A 16108-nucleotide genomic window follows, 5' to 3' on the forward strand; every position below is an offset into this window, starting at 1 on the left:
CCCCGTGGAGCGGACCACGTGCTGTGTGGTGGGCGGCGGCCCGGCGGGCATGGTGCTCGCCCTGCTGCTCGCCCGCTCCGGCGTCGAGGTGACGGTGCTGGAGAAACACGGCGACTTCCTGCGCGACTTCCGCGGCGACACCGTCCACCCCTCCACCCTGGCGCTGCTGGACGAGCTGGGCCTGGCCGAGCGGTTCGCCCGGCTGCCGCAGCGCCGGGTGCGCACCGTACGGCTGCCGGTCGACCCCGGTCGCCCGCAGGTCACCGTCGCCGACCTGTCGGTGCTGCGCGGCCCCTACAACTACGTGGCGATGGTGCCCCAGTGGGACCTCCTCGACCTGCTCGCCGACGAGGCCCGCCGCGAACCCTCCTTCCGCTTGCGGATGAACACGGAGGCCACCGGCTTCCTGACCGAGGCGGGGCGGGTGACCGGGGTGCGCTACCGCACCGCCGACGGCCGCACCGGCGAACTGCGCGCCCTGCTCACCGTCGCCTGCGACGGCCGGGGCTCGCTCGCCCGCGCCCGGCGGGAGCTGGGGCCGCGCTCCTTCGACTGCCCGATGGACGCCTGGTGGTTCCGGCTGCCGCGCCGCACCGGCGATCCGAGCGGCCTGGTCGGCGGCGCGGGCGACCGCTTCCTCACCGCGATGATCGACCGCGGCGCGTACTGGCAGTGCGCCGCGCTCATCCCCAAGGGCACCGACGCCGACCGTCGCGCCGCCGGACTGGACCGGTTCCGGGCCGAGTTCACCGCGGCCGTGCCCTGGCTCGCCGACCGCACCGACGCCCTGCGCTCCTGGGACGAGGTCAAGCTCCTCGACGTACGCCTGGACCGGCTGCGCCGCTGGTACCGCCCCGGACTGCTGTGCATCGGCGACGCGGCGCACGCCATGTCCCCGGTCTTCGGCATCGGCATCAACCTCGCGGTCCAGGACGCCGTGGCCACCGCCCGCCATCTCGCCGGACCGCTGCGCCGGGGTGCCGTGAGCGAGCGCGAGCTGCGCGGGGTGCAGCGCCGGCGCCGGCCCACGACGGTCGCCACCCAGACGCTCCAGCGGCTGGCCCACGCCCGTCTCATCCGCCCCGTGCTGGAGGGCAGGCCACCGCTCGGCGACGCGGACCGGGCCCGGCGCGTCGCCCATCTGCTCGCCGGATCACGGCGGTTGCGCAGGCTGCCCGCCTACTTCATCGCCTACGGCGCCCGGCGCGAGCGGCCACCCGCGGCGGCGGTCCGCAAGGCCGCCGCCCGAGCCGGTGGAGGGGGCCCGGGCGAGGCGTCGTAGCGGGGGACAAATCTACTGACGGGGTGCCGTCCGGCCTGCTGACGGGGTGCCGTCCGGACAGGAAATTCCCAGCCAATGGACAGGTAACCGCGGGTAAGCGGGGTAATCCATAACGATCTTGGCGCAGACCTTGTGCAAGGGACGAACACCCCTAGCCTCCCCCCATGGCTTTTCTTTCAAGTCGCCGCAGGAGAACGCGTCTGGCTCCCGAGCTGGACGACCAGGAGCTGGGCAGACTTCTCAAGTCCCTGCGGGCGACGACCCGGACCGGGACGATCGCGACGACCGACCTGTGCGCGGCGCAGATCACCCGCCTGCTCGACCAGGACCCGGGTGACTGGGACCGCCGTACGCACCGCATCGACGTCCTGGCGGACTTCCTGACGGCGTCACATCTGCCGCGCTCCTGGGCCGCGCGCGAGCCGCGCAGCGCCGACGCGCTCGTGCTGCACGCCTGGACCATGGTTGCCGACGCCCGCGCCCAGGGCCGCCCGGAGGACGCCTCCGGCGCCACCGACCTCTGTCTGCGGGCCGCCGAGATCGCCCCCGACGACCCCACCCCCTGGGTCGCCCTGCTGGCGGTGGCCCGCCTCCAGCGCTGGGCCCAGCCTCAGGCGTTCGGCGTGTGGAACGAGGTGCTCGCCCGCGACCGCTGGAACCGCGAGGCCTACCTCGGCATGCTCGGCTACCTCAGCCCCGAGGAGGGCGGCTCGCGCATCCAGGTCCTGGAGTTCGTGGACACCCTGTGCGCCCGTATGCCGGCGAACGCCCCCTGTGCGGGCATCGAGCTCACCGCCCAGATCCTCCAGTACCACTCCGTCCTCGGCCGCGGCGGATTCGAGGCCCTGGTGGCCCGCAACCACTGGTCTCACGCCATGGCCGCCCAGGCCCTCGACCGCGTGGCCCACACCTGGCCCCAGCCGGGGTTCCTCCGCCACGCCAAGGCGCTCGCCGACCTCAACCTGCTCGCCTACGCCCTGATGGCCGCCGACCGCCGCCGCGACGCCGCGCCCGTCTTCGAGGCCCTGGGCGGCATCGTCACCTCCTGGCCCTGGCAGCTCGGCGGCGAGGCCCTCGCGGAGTACGACCAGGCGCAGCGCAGGGCCACCGTCGGCCTGTGACGACGGGGCGCGGGGACCTGCCGGCGAGGGCCCGCCGGTGCCGGAATATCCGGGGCGGTGGCCCCGTTGACATGCCCTGATTGGCATGCCCGGAACAGAGCCCGAGAAGGGCGAGGGCGAGGACCGGGCGGAAAGGTATCCCATGGCACGCAGCACCGCGCGTCCCGTCGTCAGGCTCAAGTCGACGGCCGGGACCGGCGTCACCTATGTGACGCGAAAGAACCGTCTCAACGACCCCGACCGGCTCGTGCTGCGCAAGTACGACCCGGTCGCCGGGGAGCACGTCGCGTTCGGCCGAGGCGGCGCGCCGTGGTCTCCGCGTCCGGGGCGAGCGTGCCGCGCCGGGTGTGGAAGCGGAAGGTCAGCGGGCCGGTCTCGGTCTGGCCCCACCCTTGCATCCACAGCGGGCGGGGGAGGAGCGCTGAGCCCCCGGGGGCGACCCCGGTGTTCCCGATGACCGTGACGGCGGCTGGGGGAGGGGGCATTAACACTTCCCCATCCCCCCCCCCCCCCCCCTCCCCCCCCCCCCCCCCCCCCCCCCCCCCCCCCCCCCCCCCCCCCCCCGGGCCGCGCCGACCCGCTGTGATGTCCCCCACCCACCCTTGTCCTGGCGGGGAAGGGCTACCTAAGTTCGTATGTATGTCCGCTTATGACCCCACCCCGCCCGCCCAGCCGGTCGAGTTCTCCGTCGACCTCACCGCCCATGAGATGCTCCGGCGCGCCCATGTCATGGACGCCGTCGGCCCCACGTGGGACCCCGTCAAGGCGCTGCGGGACGAGGACGCGGCCCAGGATCTGCTCTACTCCGACCTCGACGAGGAGCAGCAGCGCATCTACGACGAGCTGGTCGCCGCCGGTGTGCTGCCCGAACGCGGAGACGGCCGTGCTACCGCTTGATCCGCAGGCGGACATCGGCCGACGCGCCTGGGTGACCTGCCCGAACTGCTCGGACCACCAGGGCTGCGCCACCTGCGAGGAACGCCGCGGGTGCACCCGGCACTGGCGCTATCTGCTCTCGAACACCGGCAGCATGCTCCACCTCCAGTGCCCGACCTGCACCTATGTCTGGGACCACGAGACGGGCTTCGGCGCGAGCCGGGGACGACGGAACCGGGCATCGGACGACCGCTGACGTCCGTGCTTGCCACGCCTGCCGCGTCGCCCGCGCCGGGGGTGCCGCCCGCGCCGGGGGTGCCCGGCCTCAGGCCGCGCGGGTGAACAGGGGCAGGTAGCCGAGGGACTGCCCGGAGGCGTTCGGGTGGTACGACTCGGTGAGGTCCAGCACCTCGACGCTGCGCAGCCACGGCCCCGCGGAACAGATCTCGTGCCCGCCGAACGCGGTCCGGGCGTCCGCGAACGCGAACCCGTGACCGGTGGCATGCTGGGCGATCACGCCGTCGAGGTGGTCGATGGCCGCGTTGAGCGCCGCCCGCTCCGTGTCCTCCAGCCCCCGCGTGCAGGTGCCGTGCAGCTGGTAGAAGTGCGGATAGCCGAGCACCACGACGCGGGCGCGCGGCGCCTTGCCCCGGATCCCCGAGTAGAGCCGGTCCAGGTTCGCGGGCAGCGTCCTGTCGACGTAGGAGCGCGCGGCGTCGATGGCGTTGAGGCACGTCTTGGTGCCGGGCAGCGCGCAGATCCCCATCACCTTGGCCCAGCTCGCGTCACTGCCACCGGCGGTGACGCTGACCAGGTTGGTACGGCCGCTCAGCGCCCCGAGCTGCTTGGTCAGCACATCCCCGGTCTTGGCGCCGTTGCAGGCGGCGAAGGCGAAGGACGAGGCGTGCGTCGAGGCCCACAGGGCGGGGTACGCGCGGCTGCTGCGCAGACAGCTCGCGCCCTCGGGGAGGTAGTCACCGGCGCCGACACCGGCCGAGTAGGAGTCCCCGAGAGCCACGTAGTCCAGGGCAGCGCGGTTCGGCGCCGCCGGTGCGCTGGCGGGACCGGCGAGGGTGCAGGCGCCCGCGAGGGACACGGCGGCGGCCCAGGACTGGATGCGGAACGGTCTCATGCCCCCGTTTATCGCGCACCCGCGACACCGCCGCCTCGTCACGGTCCGCGACGTTGACAATCCACTCCGTCAGTGCACCCGGGGCGGGGGCTCGGGGCGGAAGGCATCGCGCGTGGCGCCGTCGGCCCGCCACCCACCCGGCGTTCACCCGAAAGGACGTCACCCGCACGGCCGAACGGAAACGGAAAAGGCAAGGAAACGGAAAAGGCAAGGAGTACGTACTCCTTGCCACTCTCAACTTATAGCGGGTGGGGGGCCTTGCGGCAAGGCCCCTCCCATGCCGCACAATCTCCGCTCTGGACGGCGAACCGCAGGTGGGGCGCCTGTTGTGGGTGAGGACTTTCATGATCGATGTGATCATCGCGGGCGGCGGACCGACCGGTCTGATGCTGGCCGCCGAGCTACGGCTGCACGGCGTCCGCACCGTCGTGCTGGAGAAGGAGGCGGAGCCCACCCGGATCGTCCGGGCACTCGGGCTGCACGCGCGCAGCATCGAGGTGCTGGACCAGCGGGGCCTGCTGGAACGCTTCCTCGCCCAGGGCAAGAAGTACCCCCTCGGCGGCTTCTTCGCGGGCATCCGCAAGCCCTCGCCGACGGGCCTGGACACCGCGCACCCCTACGTCCTCGGCATTCCGCAGCCCGTCACCGACCGCCTGCTGGCCGAGCACGCCACGGAGCTGGGCGCCGAGATCCGCCGGGGCGGCGAGGTGGCCGGGCTGAGCCAGGACGAGGACGGGGTGACCGTCGAACTGGCCGACGGCACCCGACTGCGCTCGCGCTACCTCGTCGGCTGCGACGGCGGCCGCAGTACGGTGCGCAAGCTGCTCGGCGTCGCCTTCCCCGGCGAGCCCTCCCGGGCCGACACACTGCTCGGCGAGGCCCGGCTGACCGCCTCGCCCGAGGAGGTGGACGCCGTGGTGACCGAGGTCCGCAAGACCCAGCTGCGGTTCGGTCTCGGACCGCTGGAGGACGGGGTGTACCGCTTCGTCGTACCGGCCGACGGCGTCGCCGAGGACCGCGTGGCCCCGCCGACCCTGGACGAGGTACGACGGCAACTGCGGGCGATCGCAGGCACCGACTTCGGCATCCACGCGCCGCGCTGGCTCTCCCGCTTCGGCGACGGCACCCGGCAGGCCGAGCGCTACCGGGTCGGCCGCGTCCTGCTGGCCGGCGACGCGGCCCACGTCCACCCGCCGATGGGCGGGCAAGGGCTCAACCTCGGCGTCCAGGACGCGTTCAACCTCGGCTGGAAACTGGCCGCCGAGATCGAAGGCTGGGCGCCCCAGGGGCTGCTCGACACCTATGAGCGCGAACGCCATCCCGTCGCCGCCGACGTGCTCGACAACACCCGGGCCCAGATGGAACTGGTCTCCCTCGAACCGGGGGCCCAGGCGGTACGCCGACTGCTCTCGGAACTCATGGACCTCGACGAGGTGAACCGGCGGCTGACCGAGAAGATCATCGCGACCGGCATCCGCTACGACTTCGGCACCGGCCACGAACTCCTCGGCCGCCGCCTCCCCGACATGCCGCTGAAGCAGGGACGCCTCTACGAACTGCTGCACCAGGGCCGCGGGCTGCTCCTCGACCGTACCGGCCGCCTCTCCGTGACCGGCTGGGCCGACCGGATCGACCATGTCGTCGACGGCAGTGACCAACTGGACGCCCCCGCCGTGCTCTTGCGGCCCGACGGCCATGTGGCCTGGGCGGGCGAGGACCCGTCCGACCTCACCGAACGACTGCCGAGGTGGTTCGGCGCACCAGGGACGCCCCGCTAGGAGCGACTGGCCCAGTGCGTGTGCCGGGCACGGGATCGGTCTCGGTCCCCGATTCCCCTCCCCGCAAGGGGATTTCACGGGGATCTCGCGAGGCGGGCCGCCCGGACGCGCATCCGTAGACGCGCGCCCGGTGGCCGCCCCTCGGCGTCAGACGGCGCTGTCCTCGGTGGCCCGGAAGTAGTGGCCCTCCTCCAGGTCGGCGAGGAGGCTCGGCCCGGTCGGGTCCCAGTCGAGCAGGGCGCGGGTGGCGGCGTTCGACGCGGGGGCGTCGAGACCGACGAAGCCGCTCATCCAGCCGAAGTGCCCGGCCAGGTCCTCGGCACCCACCGACACCGTCGGCAGCTTCAGCTGACGCCCGATCGCCTCGGCGATCTCACGGAGCGGCACGCCCTCCTCGGCGGTCCCGTGCAGCACCGTGCCGGCCGGGGCCTTCTCGACCGCGAGCCGGAACAGCCGCGCCGCGTCCAGCCGGTGGACGGCCGGCCAGCGGTTGGCGCCCTCACCGGGGTAGCCGGAGACGCCCTTCTCCCGCGCGACGCCGATCAGGGAGGCCATGAAGCCGTTGTCCCCGTCGCCGTGGCAGGTGGGGGAGAGCCGGACCACGGACGACCGCACCCCGCGCTCCGCGCACGCGAGGACGGCCTGTGCGGTGATGCCACGGATCAGGACCGGCGAGTCGCCCTCGACCACCGGCATGTCCTGCTCCGTCGCCACCCGCCCCGGCCTGAGCCCGGCCAGCCCGGAGGCGAGCACGAACGGGCGGTCGCTGCCGACGAGCGTCTCGGTGAGCACGTCGACGGCCCTGCGGTCGGCCTCCGCGGCACTCTGGAAGCCGCCGGAGAAGGCCACGTCGTGCTTGAAGGCGAGATGGATCACGCCGTCCGAGTCGGCGGCCGCGGCACGCAGGACGTCCAGATCGTCCAGGCTGCCCCGGACGACCTCGGCGCCGGCCGCGGTCAGCGCCTCGGCGGAGGCGTCGGAACGGGCCAGGCCGACGACCTGATGGCCCGCCCCGATGAGTTCCGGAACGACGGCCGAACCGATCCAGCCGGACGCCCCGGTCACGAAAACGCGCATGAGAGATCCCCAGACACTTTGATGTCAGTTACTGACATCGACGCTAGCACTGATGTCAGTCGCTGTCATCGCGTAGGATGCGGGTCATGGGCAGATGGGAGCCGAACGCGCGCGAGCGCCTCGCGAAGGCGGCGTTGGATCTGTACGGCGAGCGCGGGTTCGAGCAGACCACCGTGGCGGAGATCGCCAAGAGCGCGGGACTCACCGAGCGCACGTTCTTCCGGCACTACGCCGACAAGCGCGAGGTGCTGTTCTCCGGCGCCATCGAACTGGAGCGGCTGTTCGCACAGGCGGTCGCCGACACCCCGCCGTCCGCCGCGCCGATCGACGCGATGGCGGCGGGCCTGGACGCGATCTGCGCGGTGTTCGAGGAGCGGCGCGACTTCGCCCGTAAACGCCAGGCCGTGATCTCGGCGACCGCGGAACTCCGTGAACGCGAACTGATCAAACTCGCCTCCCTGGCCGCCGCCCTCACCGACACGCTCCGTGACCGCGGTGTCCCGCCCTCGGTCGCCAGCCTCACCGCCGAGACCGGCGTCGCCGTCTTCAAGGTGGCCTTCGAACGCTGGATCACCGCCGACGAGACCCGCCCGCTGGCCCGGCTGGCGCGGGAATCGCTCGACGAACTCAAGGCCGTGGCCCTGGGCGGAAACGCTCCGATGAGTGAGGTGTGACGGGTGGGGTAGACGCCTCCACCGGACGGTCGAGCCGCACAGTCGGGCAATCCGCTACATGGTGCCCGGGGCTCGTCACCGGTCGTAGTGGAAGGAGACGAACATGATCAAGCTGGCACGGCACGCGGGGACGGTCGGAGCTTCGGTGGCACTGGTCGGTGGGGCCCTGCTCGCCACCGCCGGGACCGCGGCGGCGGCCCCGCAGAGCGCCGCGCACCTCCCCGCCCGCGCCACCGCGAGCCAGACCGGCGGCCCCAGCGGCTCCGCCCACCGTGGCGGCCACCGGCTCGACCCCTGGATCGAGGGACAGCTGGCGCAGTTCGACCCCGCGGCCAAGCGTCGGCTGGCCGTGTTCGACCCGTGGGTGAAGGACCAGCTGGCCCAGTACGTGCCCGCCTTCCGCGGCCAGGGCTGACGCGGGCCCGCTGTCCGCCGGTACAGCCGCGGTGGGCCGGGCCCGCCGTCGACGCGGTGCCCAGGTGCGGGGTTGCCGGGCCCGGGGGAGTGGGATGGCACGGGAAGCCGCCCTCTTCGCTCCGGGGCCCCGGGGCCGCGGGGGAGTCGCAGGTCATCTGAGTGACCACATAGGTCCGGTTGGTCCGGCCGGTCGGGGCGCGGGTGTTCATCGCTCATGTCCCAAGGGTGACGGACCGTCACTATCCGTACATCAGGGGCGAACCCCGGTCTTTTCGCTCGGGGTGTCCGTAGGGGATGCCGGGCCTCCGGCCCCCGGCGTCACCCCCGCGCGTCCCCCGCCCCCGCCGGTGGGGCCCCCGTGACGGCGGCGTCGTACAGGGCGCGGGTCGCGGAGCCGAAGTACGCGCTGTACGAGACCTGCGCGGTGTCGCCGCCCGTGTGGTAGCCGCCGATCACGCCGACGACCGCCCACCCGTCGGCCCATGGCACGAGCATGGGGCCGCCGCTCGTGCCGCCGACGAAGGCGTCGCAGGCGATGCGCGGGAACGTCCCCGGGTCGGCCGGGTCGTCGCTCGCCCATCTCGTGGTCCGGCTCCAGCACTCCAGCGGTTTCTCCGCGCCCGCCGGGTAGCCGATCATCCGTACCGGCGCGTGCCGGTACCCCGTCCCGGTGAGCAGCCGTACCCCGCCGGCCGCGTCCTGCAAGGACGTGCCGTCCTGGTTGGGTTCCGTCACCGCGAAGCCGAAGTCGTAGGCGGCGCCCGCGTGTTCGCCCAGGTCGTAATACTGCTGCGGCACGTAGACCTCATCGGCGCCGACCGGGAAGACCCCGTAGGGCTTGATCCCGTCGTGGTACCGGGGGACGAAGGCCAGCCGCCGTTGCGGGGCGGTGCCGGAGTAGCCCTTGAGGCAGTGGCCCGCGCTGAGGACCAGATCGCGCCCGGGACTGCGGACGACGGAGCCGCTGCAGGTACGGCCGGTGCCCTGGGCATCGGTCCAGAAGAAGGTGCCGGCCTGCGGGATGCCGTCGAAGCTCCGGCTGGGCGGAATGTACTCGCCCGGCCGGGGGCCGTCCACCGCGGGGGACAGGGCCGGGCCCGTCCCGGAACCCTTCGCCGGGTCGGCGGGCAGGGCGGCCGTCATACGGGCCGCCGTCCAGTAGGCGTCGAGCCGGGCGGCGACCGGATTCGGCCCGGCCGTCGCACCCTGCGCCGCACCCGTCGAATCTGGCGAAGCCACTGAAGCCACTGAAGCCACTGAAGTCGGCGAGGCCGAAGCCGCCGCGGCCGGACCGCCCGACAGCAGCACGGCGGCCGCGCAGACGGCGAGGTGACGTAAGCCCGAAATCCTACGCACCATCAGTTCCCTTCGGAGCAGGGGTACATGACGGCTCACCCTAGGCCCGGGGTCGACGCGGCGGAAGAACGCACCACGGTGCCGCGCCCCCCGCCGGGTCGCGGAGTGGCGGTCACGGCGACGGCTCCACCCCGCTCCGGCCCCGCCCCGCCGACGAAGTGGGGAGGCGTCAGCGGCGAAGGCGTACGAGACGGACATGCTATGAAGTCCAGTAAATGGGTACATTCTGTACAGGTGTATCTACGTGGCACATGCGTGTCACAGCCCGCCTCGGGGGCACTGACCAGCATGTTTGCGGGCCCGGCGAGCAAGGGCCTCCGGCCCTGCTGACCATTGGTCGAAGGGATGCCCGGATATGAACGAGGACACGAGGAACCTGCACCCGGAGCAGCCGCCGTCCGGGGCGGTCCCGCCCAGGGGCGGCGCGTCCGAGGCGGCTCCGCGCGCGGCGGCCTGGGCCGATCCCGCCCCCCTGGGCCTGGCCGGCTTCGCCCTGACGACTCTGCTGCTGTCGATCATCAACACCAATCTCCTGAAGGAGACCGCCGGGATCCTGCCCGTCCTGGGTCTCGCGCTGTTCTACGGCGGACTCGCCCAGTTCGCCGCGGGACTCATGGAGTTCCGCCGGGGCAACACGTTCGGGGCGACCGCGTTCGTCTCCTTCGCCGCCTTCTGGCTGTCCTACTGGTGGATCGCGCCGCGCGTGGCGCTCGCCGGTGACGCGCACAACGCGCTGGGCCTGTTCCTGCTCGGCTGGGCGATCTTCACCGCCTACATGACCATCGGCGCCCTGCGGGTCAGCCTCCCGGTGCTCGCGGTGTTCGTGCTGCTGACCCTGACCTTCCTCTTCCTGGCCATCGGGTCGTTCCAGGGCGGCGCCGGGCACGTCATGACCGAGGTGGGCGGCTGGTTCGGCATCCTCACGGGGCTCGCCGCCTGGTACGCGTCGGCGGCCGGTGTCATCAACGCGGCGCACGGGCGCACCGTGGTGCCGCTCGGCACGCTCCCGGGCCGCACCGAGCCGGGCGAACGGGTACGCCACGACGAGCGATCCGTCTGACGGGGGCACGACCGCCGTACGGGACGGCGGGTCACCCGCGCGCTCGCGCGCCCTCGCGCCCGCGACAATGTCCGGCATGAGCGAGGACATGGACGACGCCGAGGGCCGACTGGCCAGGATCGAACGGCTGCTGCAGAGCGGCGAGCGCGGACTTCAGCCGGCGTGGCGCCGGGCGACCCGGGGCGAGACGCGGTGGGCCGTGACCACCGTGATGCTGGCGGCGGTCGCCCTGCAACTGGTCCTGCCGCACCGGCTCGTGCTGCTGCGTCCGGTCTGGATCCTGCCGGTGCTGGAACTGGTCCTGCTGGCCGCCCTGGTGGCGAGCAACCCCCGGCGGGTGGAGCCCGGCACGGTGTGGTGGCGGTTGCTCGGGCTGCTCCTGATCGGCGTCATCAGCCTGGCCAACGGCTGGTCGGCGGCGCGGCTCGTATGGGACCTGGTGCATGGCATCGGCGGCCAGGACGCGGTGCCGCTGCTGCGGGCCGGCGCCGTCATCTGGTTCACCAATGTCATCGTCTTCGCCCTGTGGTACTGGGAGTCGGACCGTGGCGGCCCGATGGCGCGGGTGCGCGGTCAGCGGCAGTACGCCGACTTCCTGTTCGTCCAGATGCAGAGCCCGGACATGGCGCCCCCGGACTGGGAACCGGAGTTCCTCGACTACCTGTACCTCTCGTTCACCAACGCCACCGCGTTCAGCCCCACCGATGTGATGCCCCTGTCCAGGTGGTCCAAGATGCTGATGATGCTCCAGTCGTCGGTCTCCCTGGTGACCGTCGGGCTCGTGGTGGCCCGCGCCGTCAACGTCCTCAGGTAGCGGGTGGGCGGGCTGGTCGACCGGCCCCGGCGGGCTCCGGGTCGGTGGCCGGTCCGGCAGGTGTCTCGGGCTCCGGGTCGGTGGCCAGCCGGGCGTGCGTCTCGACGTCGTGACGCACCCCGTCGTACTCCAGCTTCTGCCGTTGCAGGCCCTCCACCGCGAACCCGGCCGCCCCGGCGACCCGGCAGGACGCCGGGTTGTTGACCCGGTGGCCGAGTTCGAGGCGGTAGAGCCCGGCGTCGCCGAAGGCCCAGCGGGCCAGGGACCGGCAGGCGCCGGAGGCCACGCCGCCGCCCCGCGCGGCCCGGGTGGTCCAGTAGGACACCCAGCCCGTCGAGTGCCGCCGGTCGATCGCGCTCACGGCCACATGGCCGAGGACGGTGTCCCCCTCGTCCACGACGGCGAACGCGAAGGCCGTTCCCGCCCGCCACCGCTCGTCCTGCCCGGTGAGCCAGTGCTCCGCGTCCCTCGGTGAGGCCACCGGATCCCTGGCCTGTTCGCGCATCAGGGGATCCGCGAACGCCGTCAGGACCGCCCGCGCGTCCCCCTCCGACCAGCGCCGCAGCCACAGTCCCGGCGATGCCTCCAGATGATCACGCATTGCCGTAGTCTCCCGCATCGACCTCACGCGGATCCCTCTCACCCGATCGGTGGACGGTTCGACGCGCGCTGTCAGGGGAGAGTGGGGTGGGGCGCATGATCCGTGCGGGTCCCCGCGCGGCCGCCGGACGGACGGCGCCCGGCATGCGGAGCAAAGCTGTGCGGCCGTGAACGCGGAGATGAACGCCGTACCTCGGCGGAAGACCAGAATTGCATCGTTCGTTTTCTTGAATCCCTCGTGTTTGTGAGAGTAGGTTCGGCCCCATGACCGCCTCCCCGACCCCGACCACCGCCGAGGAGCTCCGCGGTGCCGGCCTGCGCGTGACGGCGGCTCGCGTCGCGCTGCTGGAGACGGTCCGGGACGGCGACCACCTCGGTGTCGAGGCGATCGCCTCCGGGGTCCGTGACCGCGTAGGCCATATATCCCTGCAAGCCGTCTACGAGGCGCTGCACGCGCTCACCGCGGCGGGTCTCGTGCGCCGCATCGAGCCGGCCGGTCATCCGGCCCGGTTCGAGGGGCGCGTCGGCGACAACCACCACCACATCGTGTGCCGGTCGTGCGGGGCCGTCGTCGACGTCGACTGCGCCGTCGGCGAAGCGCCCTGCCTGACCGCCGCCGACGACCGGGGCTTCACCATCGACGAAGCCGAGGTCGTCTACTGGGGCGTGTGCCCCGACTGTTCCACCGGCCGCAGTTCCTGAGCACCTGGTTCCGCTTAGTTCGGAAGGATTGCCATGACTGATAACCACGACGCGATCGTCACAGACGCGAAGTCGGAGGAGGGGAGCGGTGGCTGCCCCGTCGTTCACGACCGGGCCCTGCACCCGACCCAGGGCGGTGGCAACCGCCAGTGGTGGCCGGAGCGGCTCAATCTGAAGATCCTCGCCAAGAACCCGCCCGCGGCCAACCCGCTGGGCGAGGAATTCGACTACGCGGCGGCCTTCCAGAGCCTCGACCTGCCGACGGTGAAGCGGGACATCGAGGAGGTGCTCACCACCTCCCAGGACTGGTGGCCCGCCGACTTCGGCCACTACGGCGGTCTGATCATCCGTATGGCCTGGCATGCCGCCGGTACCTACCGCATCAGCGACGGCCGCGGCGGCGCCGGCCACGGCCAGCAGCGCTTCGCCCCGCTGAACAGCTGGCCCGACAACGTCAACCTGGACAAGGCCCGCCGCCTGCTGTGGCCGGTGAAGAAGAAGTACGGCCAGAAGATCTCCTGGGGCGACCTGATGGTCCTCGCGGGCAATGTGGCGCTGGAGTCGATGGGCTTCGAGACCTTCGGCTTCGGCGGCGGCCGCAAGGACGTCTGGGAGCCGGAGGAGGACGTCTACTGGGGCCCCGAGACCACCTGGCTCGACGACCGCCGCTACACCGGCGACCGCGAGCTGGAGAACCCGCTCGGCGCCGTCCAGATGGGCCTGATCTACGTCAACCCCGAGGGCCCGAACGGCAACCCGGACCCGCTGGCCGCGGCCCGCGACATCCGTGAGACGTTCCGCCGCATGGCGATGAACGACGAGGAGACCGTCGCCCTGATCGCCGGTGGCCACACCTTCGGCAAGACCCACGGCGCCGGTCCCGCCGACCATGTCGGTCTCGACCCCGAGGCCGCCGGTCTGGAGGAGCAGGGCCTGGGCTGGAGGAGCACCTACGCCAGCGGCAAGGGCAGGGACGCCATCGGCTCCGGCCTGGAGGTCACCTGGACCTCCACCCCGACCCGGTGGGGCAACGGCTTCTTCGACAACCTGTTCCGCTACGAGTGGGAGCTGACCGAGTCCCCGGCCGGCGCCAAGCAGTGGGTCGCCAAGGACGCCGAGGCCACGATCCCCGACCCGCAGGACCCGTCCAAGAAGCGTCTGCCCACGATGCTCACCACGGACCTCTCCCTGCGCTTCGACCCGATCTACGAGCCGATCTCCCGCCGCTTCCACGAGAACCCGCAGGAGTTCGCCGACGCCTTCGCCCGCGCCTGGTACAAGCTCACCCACCGCGACATGGGCCCGAAGTCCCTGTACCTCGGCCCCGAGGTCCCCGAGGAGACCCTGATCTGGCAGGACCCGCTGCCGGAGCGCGAGGGCGAGCTGATCGACGACGCGGACATCGCGGCCCTGAAGACCAAGCTGCTCGGCTCCGGGCTCGGTGTCGGCCAGCTGGTCACCACCGCGTGGGCCTCCGCGTCCACGTTCCGCGGCAGCGACAAGCGCGGCGGCGCCAACGGCGCCCGCATCCGCCTCGCGCCGCAGCGCGGCTGGGAGGTCAACCAGCCCGACGAGCTGGCCCAGGTGCTGCGCACCCTGGAGGGCATCCAGCAGGACTTCAACGCCACCGGTGCCAAGAAGGTCTCGCTGGCGGACCTGATCGTCCTCGGCGGTGTCGCCGCGGTCGAGAAGGCGGCCAAGGAGGGTGGCTTCGAGGTCCGGGTGCCGTTCACGCCGGGCCGGGTGGACGCCGGTGAGGAGCAGACCGACACCGAGTCCTTCGAGGCGCTGGAGCCGACCGCGGACGGCTTCCGCAACTACCTCGGCAAGGGCAACCGGCTGCCGGGCGAGTACCTGCTGCTCGACCGCGCCAACCTGCTCACCCTCAGCGCCCCCGAGCTGACCGTCCTCATCGGCGGCCTGCGCGTGCTCGGCGCCAACCACGCCCAGGCCCAGCAGCAGGGCGTCCTCACCAAGACGCCGGGCGTCCTCACCAACGACTACTTCGTCAACCTGCTCGACATGGGCACGACCTGGAAGTCGACCTCCGGGGACCAGACCACCTTCGAGGGCCGCGACGCCGCGACGGGCGAGCTGAAGTGGGCCGGCAGCCGTGCCGACCTGGTCTTCGGCTCCAACTCCGAACTGCGCGCCGTCGCCGAGGTCTACGCGAGCGACGACGCGAAGGAGAAGTTCGTGAAGGACTTCGTCGCCGCCTGGGACAAGGTCATGAACCTGGACCGGTTCGACCTGGCCTGATCCGCCGACCCGAGGTCCGGGCCGCCCCTCGACGGGCGGCCCGGACATCGTCGTCCGATCAGTGCGGCGACGACATGCCCGTGCCCGACGGGCGTCAGCGGTCCAGCGCCGCCGCGCCCGCCCGCGCGTACTTCTCGTCCAGGTCGCCGGAGGGGGCACCCGCGACGCCGATGCCCGCGAGGGGGGCGCCCTGGGCGGTCACCGGGGTGCCGCCCGCGAGGAACAGCGTCCCCGGGATGTCCCTCAGGGTCGGCGCCTGCGCCAGCCGCCCGGTCAGCTCCGAGGTGGGGGCGTTCCAGGACACCGCCGTGAACGCCTTGCGCTCGGCGGACTCGTACGACTGCGGGCCCGCGCCGTCGCCGCGCAGCGTGACCAGCGTGTTGCCGTCGCGGTCGACCACCGCCACGGACACCTGCCGGCCGTCCTTGACCGCGGCGTCCAGCGCGGCCCGCGCCGCCTTCTCCGCGGCCCGCACGGTCAGGTGGCTGCTCCGGGTGAGATCGCCGGGACGGGCCGCGGCGGGCGCGGCGGCGGTCCGTGCCGTCGAGGACCGCGTTGGCCACGTCGGAGGCCTCGGGGCGCCGGTCGAATCGGCGGCGCTGGCGGCGACGGTGCCGACGACACCCGCGCCCACGACGGCCAGGGCGGCACCGCCGACGAGGACACGGGTACGGCGGGACGGCTTCCTGCGGCTGGACATGACGGTCGACCTTCCGGTGGCGGTGGGGCCGCGGCCGAGGTGCGGCCGGGCCGAGGCGGAATCGCCTCGGTACCGATCCTCGGCCCGTCCTGCGCCCTCTCCCGTCGACGGACCGGTGGTCCCCCGGGTCATCCGATCGGATGACCACGCGCGCTCGGGGCCGGGGAACAATGGACCTTGTTCGCCCAGTTCAGCGCCGTGACGGGAGGTGGTGGCGGTGCCGGAACGCGCACCGGACGACACCCGCGCCCTCACGATCG

General features: G+C 72.7%; 16 protein-coding genes and 1 pseudogene. 12 read left to right on the plus strand and 5 right to left on the minus strand.

Annotated features, from left to right (window positions below; genetic code table 11):
• The first annotated feature begins 4 nt into the window (after positions 1–4).
• From ACLF5H_RS06960 to ACLF5H_RS06980, 5 genes and pseudogenes are all read left to right on the plus strand, one after another.
• Positions 5–1282, plus strand: coding sequence for an FAD-dependent oxidoreductase (locus tag ACLF5H_RS06960; RefSeq protein ID WP_421675315.1), 1278 nt, complete (start codon positions 5–7; stop codon positions 1280–1282).
• A gap of 164 nt (positions 1283–1446) precedes the next feature.
• A complete protein-coding gene (locus ACLF5H_RS06965) occupies positions 1447–2403 on the plus strand; it encodes a hypothetical protein (protein ID WP_421675174.1) in 957 nt (318 codons plus the stop codon).
• A 142-nt stretch (positions 2404–2545) separates the two neighbouring features.
• Positions 2546–2695 (plus strand): annotated as a pseudogene (rpmG, locus tag ACLF5H_RS06970) (50S ribosomal protein L33); the annotation flags it as partial.
• A 347-nt stretch (positions 2696–3042) separates the two neighbouring features.
• Complete coding sequence (locus tag ACLF5H_RS06975) at positions 3043–3300, plus strand: DUF6400 family protein (RefSeq protein ID WP_421675175.1); 258 nt, start codon at positions 3043–3045, stop codon at positions 3298–3300.
• The gene (locus ACLF5H_RS06980; RefSeq protein ID WP_421675176.1) at positions 3287–3535 is read left to right on the plus strand and encodes a hypothetical protein; all 249 of its coding nucleotides are present in this window, start codon (positions 3287–3289) and stop codon (positions 3533–3535) included. The genes ACLF5H_RS06975 and ACLF5H_RS06980 overlap by 14 nt, the downstream gene beginning before the upstream one ends.
• Before the next feature lie 69 nt (positions 3536–3604).
• Here the strand turns inward: ACLF5H_RS06980 and ACLF5H_RS06985 are convergent, their stop codons facing one another.
• Positions 3605–4411, minus strand: a complete 807-nt coding sequence (locus ACLF5H_RS06985) for an SGNH/GDSL hydrolase family protein (RefSeq protein WP_421675177.1) — start codon at positions 4409–4411, stop codon at positions 3605–3607.
• Between the two features lie 344 nt (positions 4412–4755).
• Here ACLF5H_RS06985 and rox point away from each other — a divergent pair, with 344 nt between their 5' ends.
• A complete protein-coding gene (rox, locus tag ACLF5H_RS06990) occupies positions 4756–6189 on the plus strand; it encodes a rifampin monooxygenase (protein ID WP_421675178.1) in 1434 nt (477 codons plus the stop codon).
• A gap of 147 nt (positions 6190–6336) precedes the next feature.
• Here rox and ACLF5H_RS06995 read toward each other — a convergent pair whose 3' ends face one another.
• Positions 6337–7266 (minus strand): SDR family oxidoreductase, encoded by a 930-nt coding sequence (locus tag ACLF5H_RS06995; RefSeq protein WP_421675179.1) that lies wholly within the window; start codon positions 7264–7266, stop codon positions 6337–6339.
• 86 nt (positions 7267–7352) lie between these two features.
• Between ACLF5H_RS06995 and ACLF5H_RS07000 the strand changes: the two genes are divergently transcribed.
• On the plus strand, positions 7353–7940 hold the full coding sequence (locus tag ACLF5H_RS07000; protein WP_421675180.1) for a TetR family transcriptional regulator: 588 nt from the start codon (positions 7353–7355) through the stop codon (positions 7938–7940).
• Between the two features lie 103 nt (positions 7941–8043).
• Positions 8044–8355 carry a hypothetical protein gene (locus ACLF5H_RS07005; protein WP_421675181.1) on the plus strand — a complete coding sequence of 104 codons (312 nt, stop codon included), beginning with the start codon at positions 8044–8046 and terminating at the stop codon, positions 8353–8355.
• 320 nt (positions 8356–8675) lie between these two features.
• On the opposite strand, the gene ACLF5H_RS07010 is transcribed toward ACLF5H_RS07005, so the two are convergent.
• On the minus strand, positions 8676–9596 hold the full coding sequence (locus tag ACLF5H_RS07010) for a trypsin-like serine peptidase (protein ID WP_421675182.1): 921 nt from the start codon (positions 9594–9596) through the stop codon (positions 8676–8678).
• A 472-nt stretch (positions 9597–10068) separates the two neighbouring features.
• Between ACLF5H_RS07010 and ACLF5H_RS07015 the strand changes: the two genes are divergently transcribed.
• Positions 10069–10773 (plus strand): acetate uptake transporter, encoded by a 705-nt coding sequence (locus tag ACLF5H_RS07015; protein ID WP_421675183.1) that lies wholly within the window; start codon positions 10069–10071, stop codon positions 10771–10773.
• A gap of 76 nt (positions 10774–10849) precedes the next feature.
• On the plus strand, positions 10850–11587 hold the full coding sequence (locus ACLF5H_RS07020) for a hypothetical protein (RefSeq protein ID WP_421675184.1): 738 nt from the start codon (positions 10850–10852) through the stop codon (positions 11585–11587).
• Here ACLF5H_RS07020 and ACLF5H_RS07025 read toward each other — a convergent pair.
• Positions 11580–12188, minus strand: a complete 609-nt coding sequence (locus tag ACLF5H_RS07025; protein WP_421675185.1) for a GNAT family N-acetyltransferase — start codon at positions 12186–12188, stop codon at positions 11580–11582. The two genes, ACLF5H_RS07020 and ACLF5H_RS07025, sit on opposite strands and share 8 nt — an antisense overlap.
• Before the next feature lie 263 nt (positions 12189–12451).
• Here ACLF5H_RS07025 and ACLF5H_RS07030 point away from each other — a divergent pair, with 263 nt between their 5' ends.
• Together ACLF5H_RS07030 and katG are read left to right on the plus strand one after the other, a co-directional pair.
• Complete coding sequence (locus tag ACLF5H_RS07030) at positions 12452–12889, plus strand: Fur family transcriptional regulator (protein WP_421675186.1); 438 nt, start codon at positions 12452–12454, stop codon at positions 12887–12889.
• A gap of 33 nt (positions 12890–12922) precedes the next feature.
• A complete protein-coding gene (gene katG, locus ACLF5H_RS07035; RefSeq protein WP_421675187.1) occupies positions 12923–15148 on the plus strand; it encodes a catalase/peroxidase HPI in 2226 nt (741 codons plus the stop codon).
• 94 nt (positions 15149–15242) lie between these two features.
• Here the strand turns inward: katG and ACLF5H_RS07040 are convergent, their stop codons facing one another.
• Positions 15243–15848, minus strand: coding sequence for a GlcG/HbpS family heme-binding protein (locus tag ACLF5H_RS07040; RefSeq protein WP_421675188.1), 606 nt, complete (start codon positions 15846–15848; stop codon positions 15243–15245).
• Positions 15849–16108: the final 260 nt, after the last annotated feature.

Origin of the sequence: Streptomyces sp. LaBMicrA B280 (assembly GCF_049222185.1) — a bacterium.
In the GTDB taxonomy this organism is placed as follows: domain Bacteria; phylum Actinomycetota; class Actinomycetes; order Streptomycetales; family Streptomycetaceae; genus Streptomyces; species Streptomyces murinus.

What these genes read in the sequence shown, in the direction of transcription:
- ACLF5H_RS06965 (WP_421675174.1), top strand. Translation starts at nt 1,447, where the DNA reads ATGGCTTTTCTTTCAAGTCGCCGCAGGAGAACGCGTCTGGCTCCCGAG.
- ACLF5H_RS06975 (WP_421675175.1), top strand. Translation starts at nt 3,043, where the DNA reads ATGTCCGCTTATGACCCCACCCCGCCCGCCCAGCCGGTCGAGTTCTCC.
- ACLF5H_RS06985 (WP_421675177.1), bottom strand. Translation starts at nt 4,411, where the DNA reads ATGAGACCGTTCCGCATCCAGTCCTGGGCCGCCGCCGTGTCCCTCGCG.
- rox (WP_421675178.1), top strand. Translation starts at nt 4,756, where the DNA reads ATGATCGATGTGATCATCGCGGGCGGCGGACCGACCGGTCTGATGCTG.
- ACLF5H_RS06995 (WP_421675179.1), bottom strand. Translation starts at nt 7,266, where the DNA reads ATGCGCGTTTTCGTGACCGGGGCGTCCGGCTGGATCGGTTCGGCCGTC.
- ACLF5H_RS07000 (WP_421675180.1), top strand. Translation starts at nt 7,353, where the DNA reads ATGGGCAGATGGGAGCCGAACGCGCGCGAGCGCCTCGCGAAGGCGGCG.
- ACLF5H_RS07005 (WP_421675181.1), top strand. Translation starts at nt 8,044, where the DNA reads ATGATCAAGCTGGCACGGCACGCGGGGACGGTCGGAGCTTCGGTGGCA.
- ACLF5H_RS07015 (WP_421675183.1), top strand. Translation starts at nt 10,069, where the DNA reads ATGAACGAGGACACGAGGAACCTGCACCCGGAGCAGCCGCCGTCCGGG.
- ACLF5H_RS07020 (WP_421675184.1), top strand. Translation starts at nt 10,850, where the DNA reads ATGAGCGAGGACATGGACGACGCCGAGGGCCGACTGGCCAGGATCGAA.
- ACLF5H_RS07025 (WP_421675185.1), bottom strand. Translation starts at nt 12,188, where the DNA reads ATGCGTGATCATCTGGAGGCATCGCCGGGACTGTGGCTGCGGCGCTGG.
- ACLF5H_RS07030 (WP_421675186.1), top strand. Translation starts at nt 12,452, where the DNA reads ATGACCGCCTCCCCGACCCCGACCACCGCCGAGGAGCTCCGCGGTGCC.
- katG (WP_421675187.1), top strand. Translation starts at nt 12,923, where the DNA reads ATGACTGATAACCACGACGCGATCGTCACAGACGCGAAGTCGGAGGAG.
- ACLF5H_RS07040 (WP_421675188.1), bottom strand. Translation starts at nt 15,848, where the DNA reads ATGTCCAGCCGCAGGAAGCCGTCCCGCCGTACCCGTGTCCTCGTCGGC.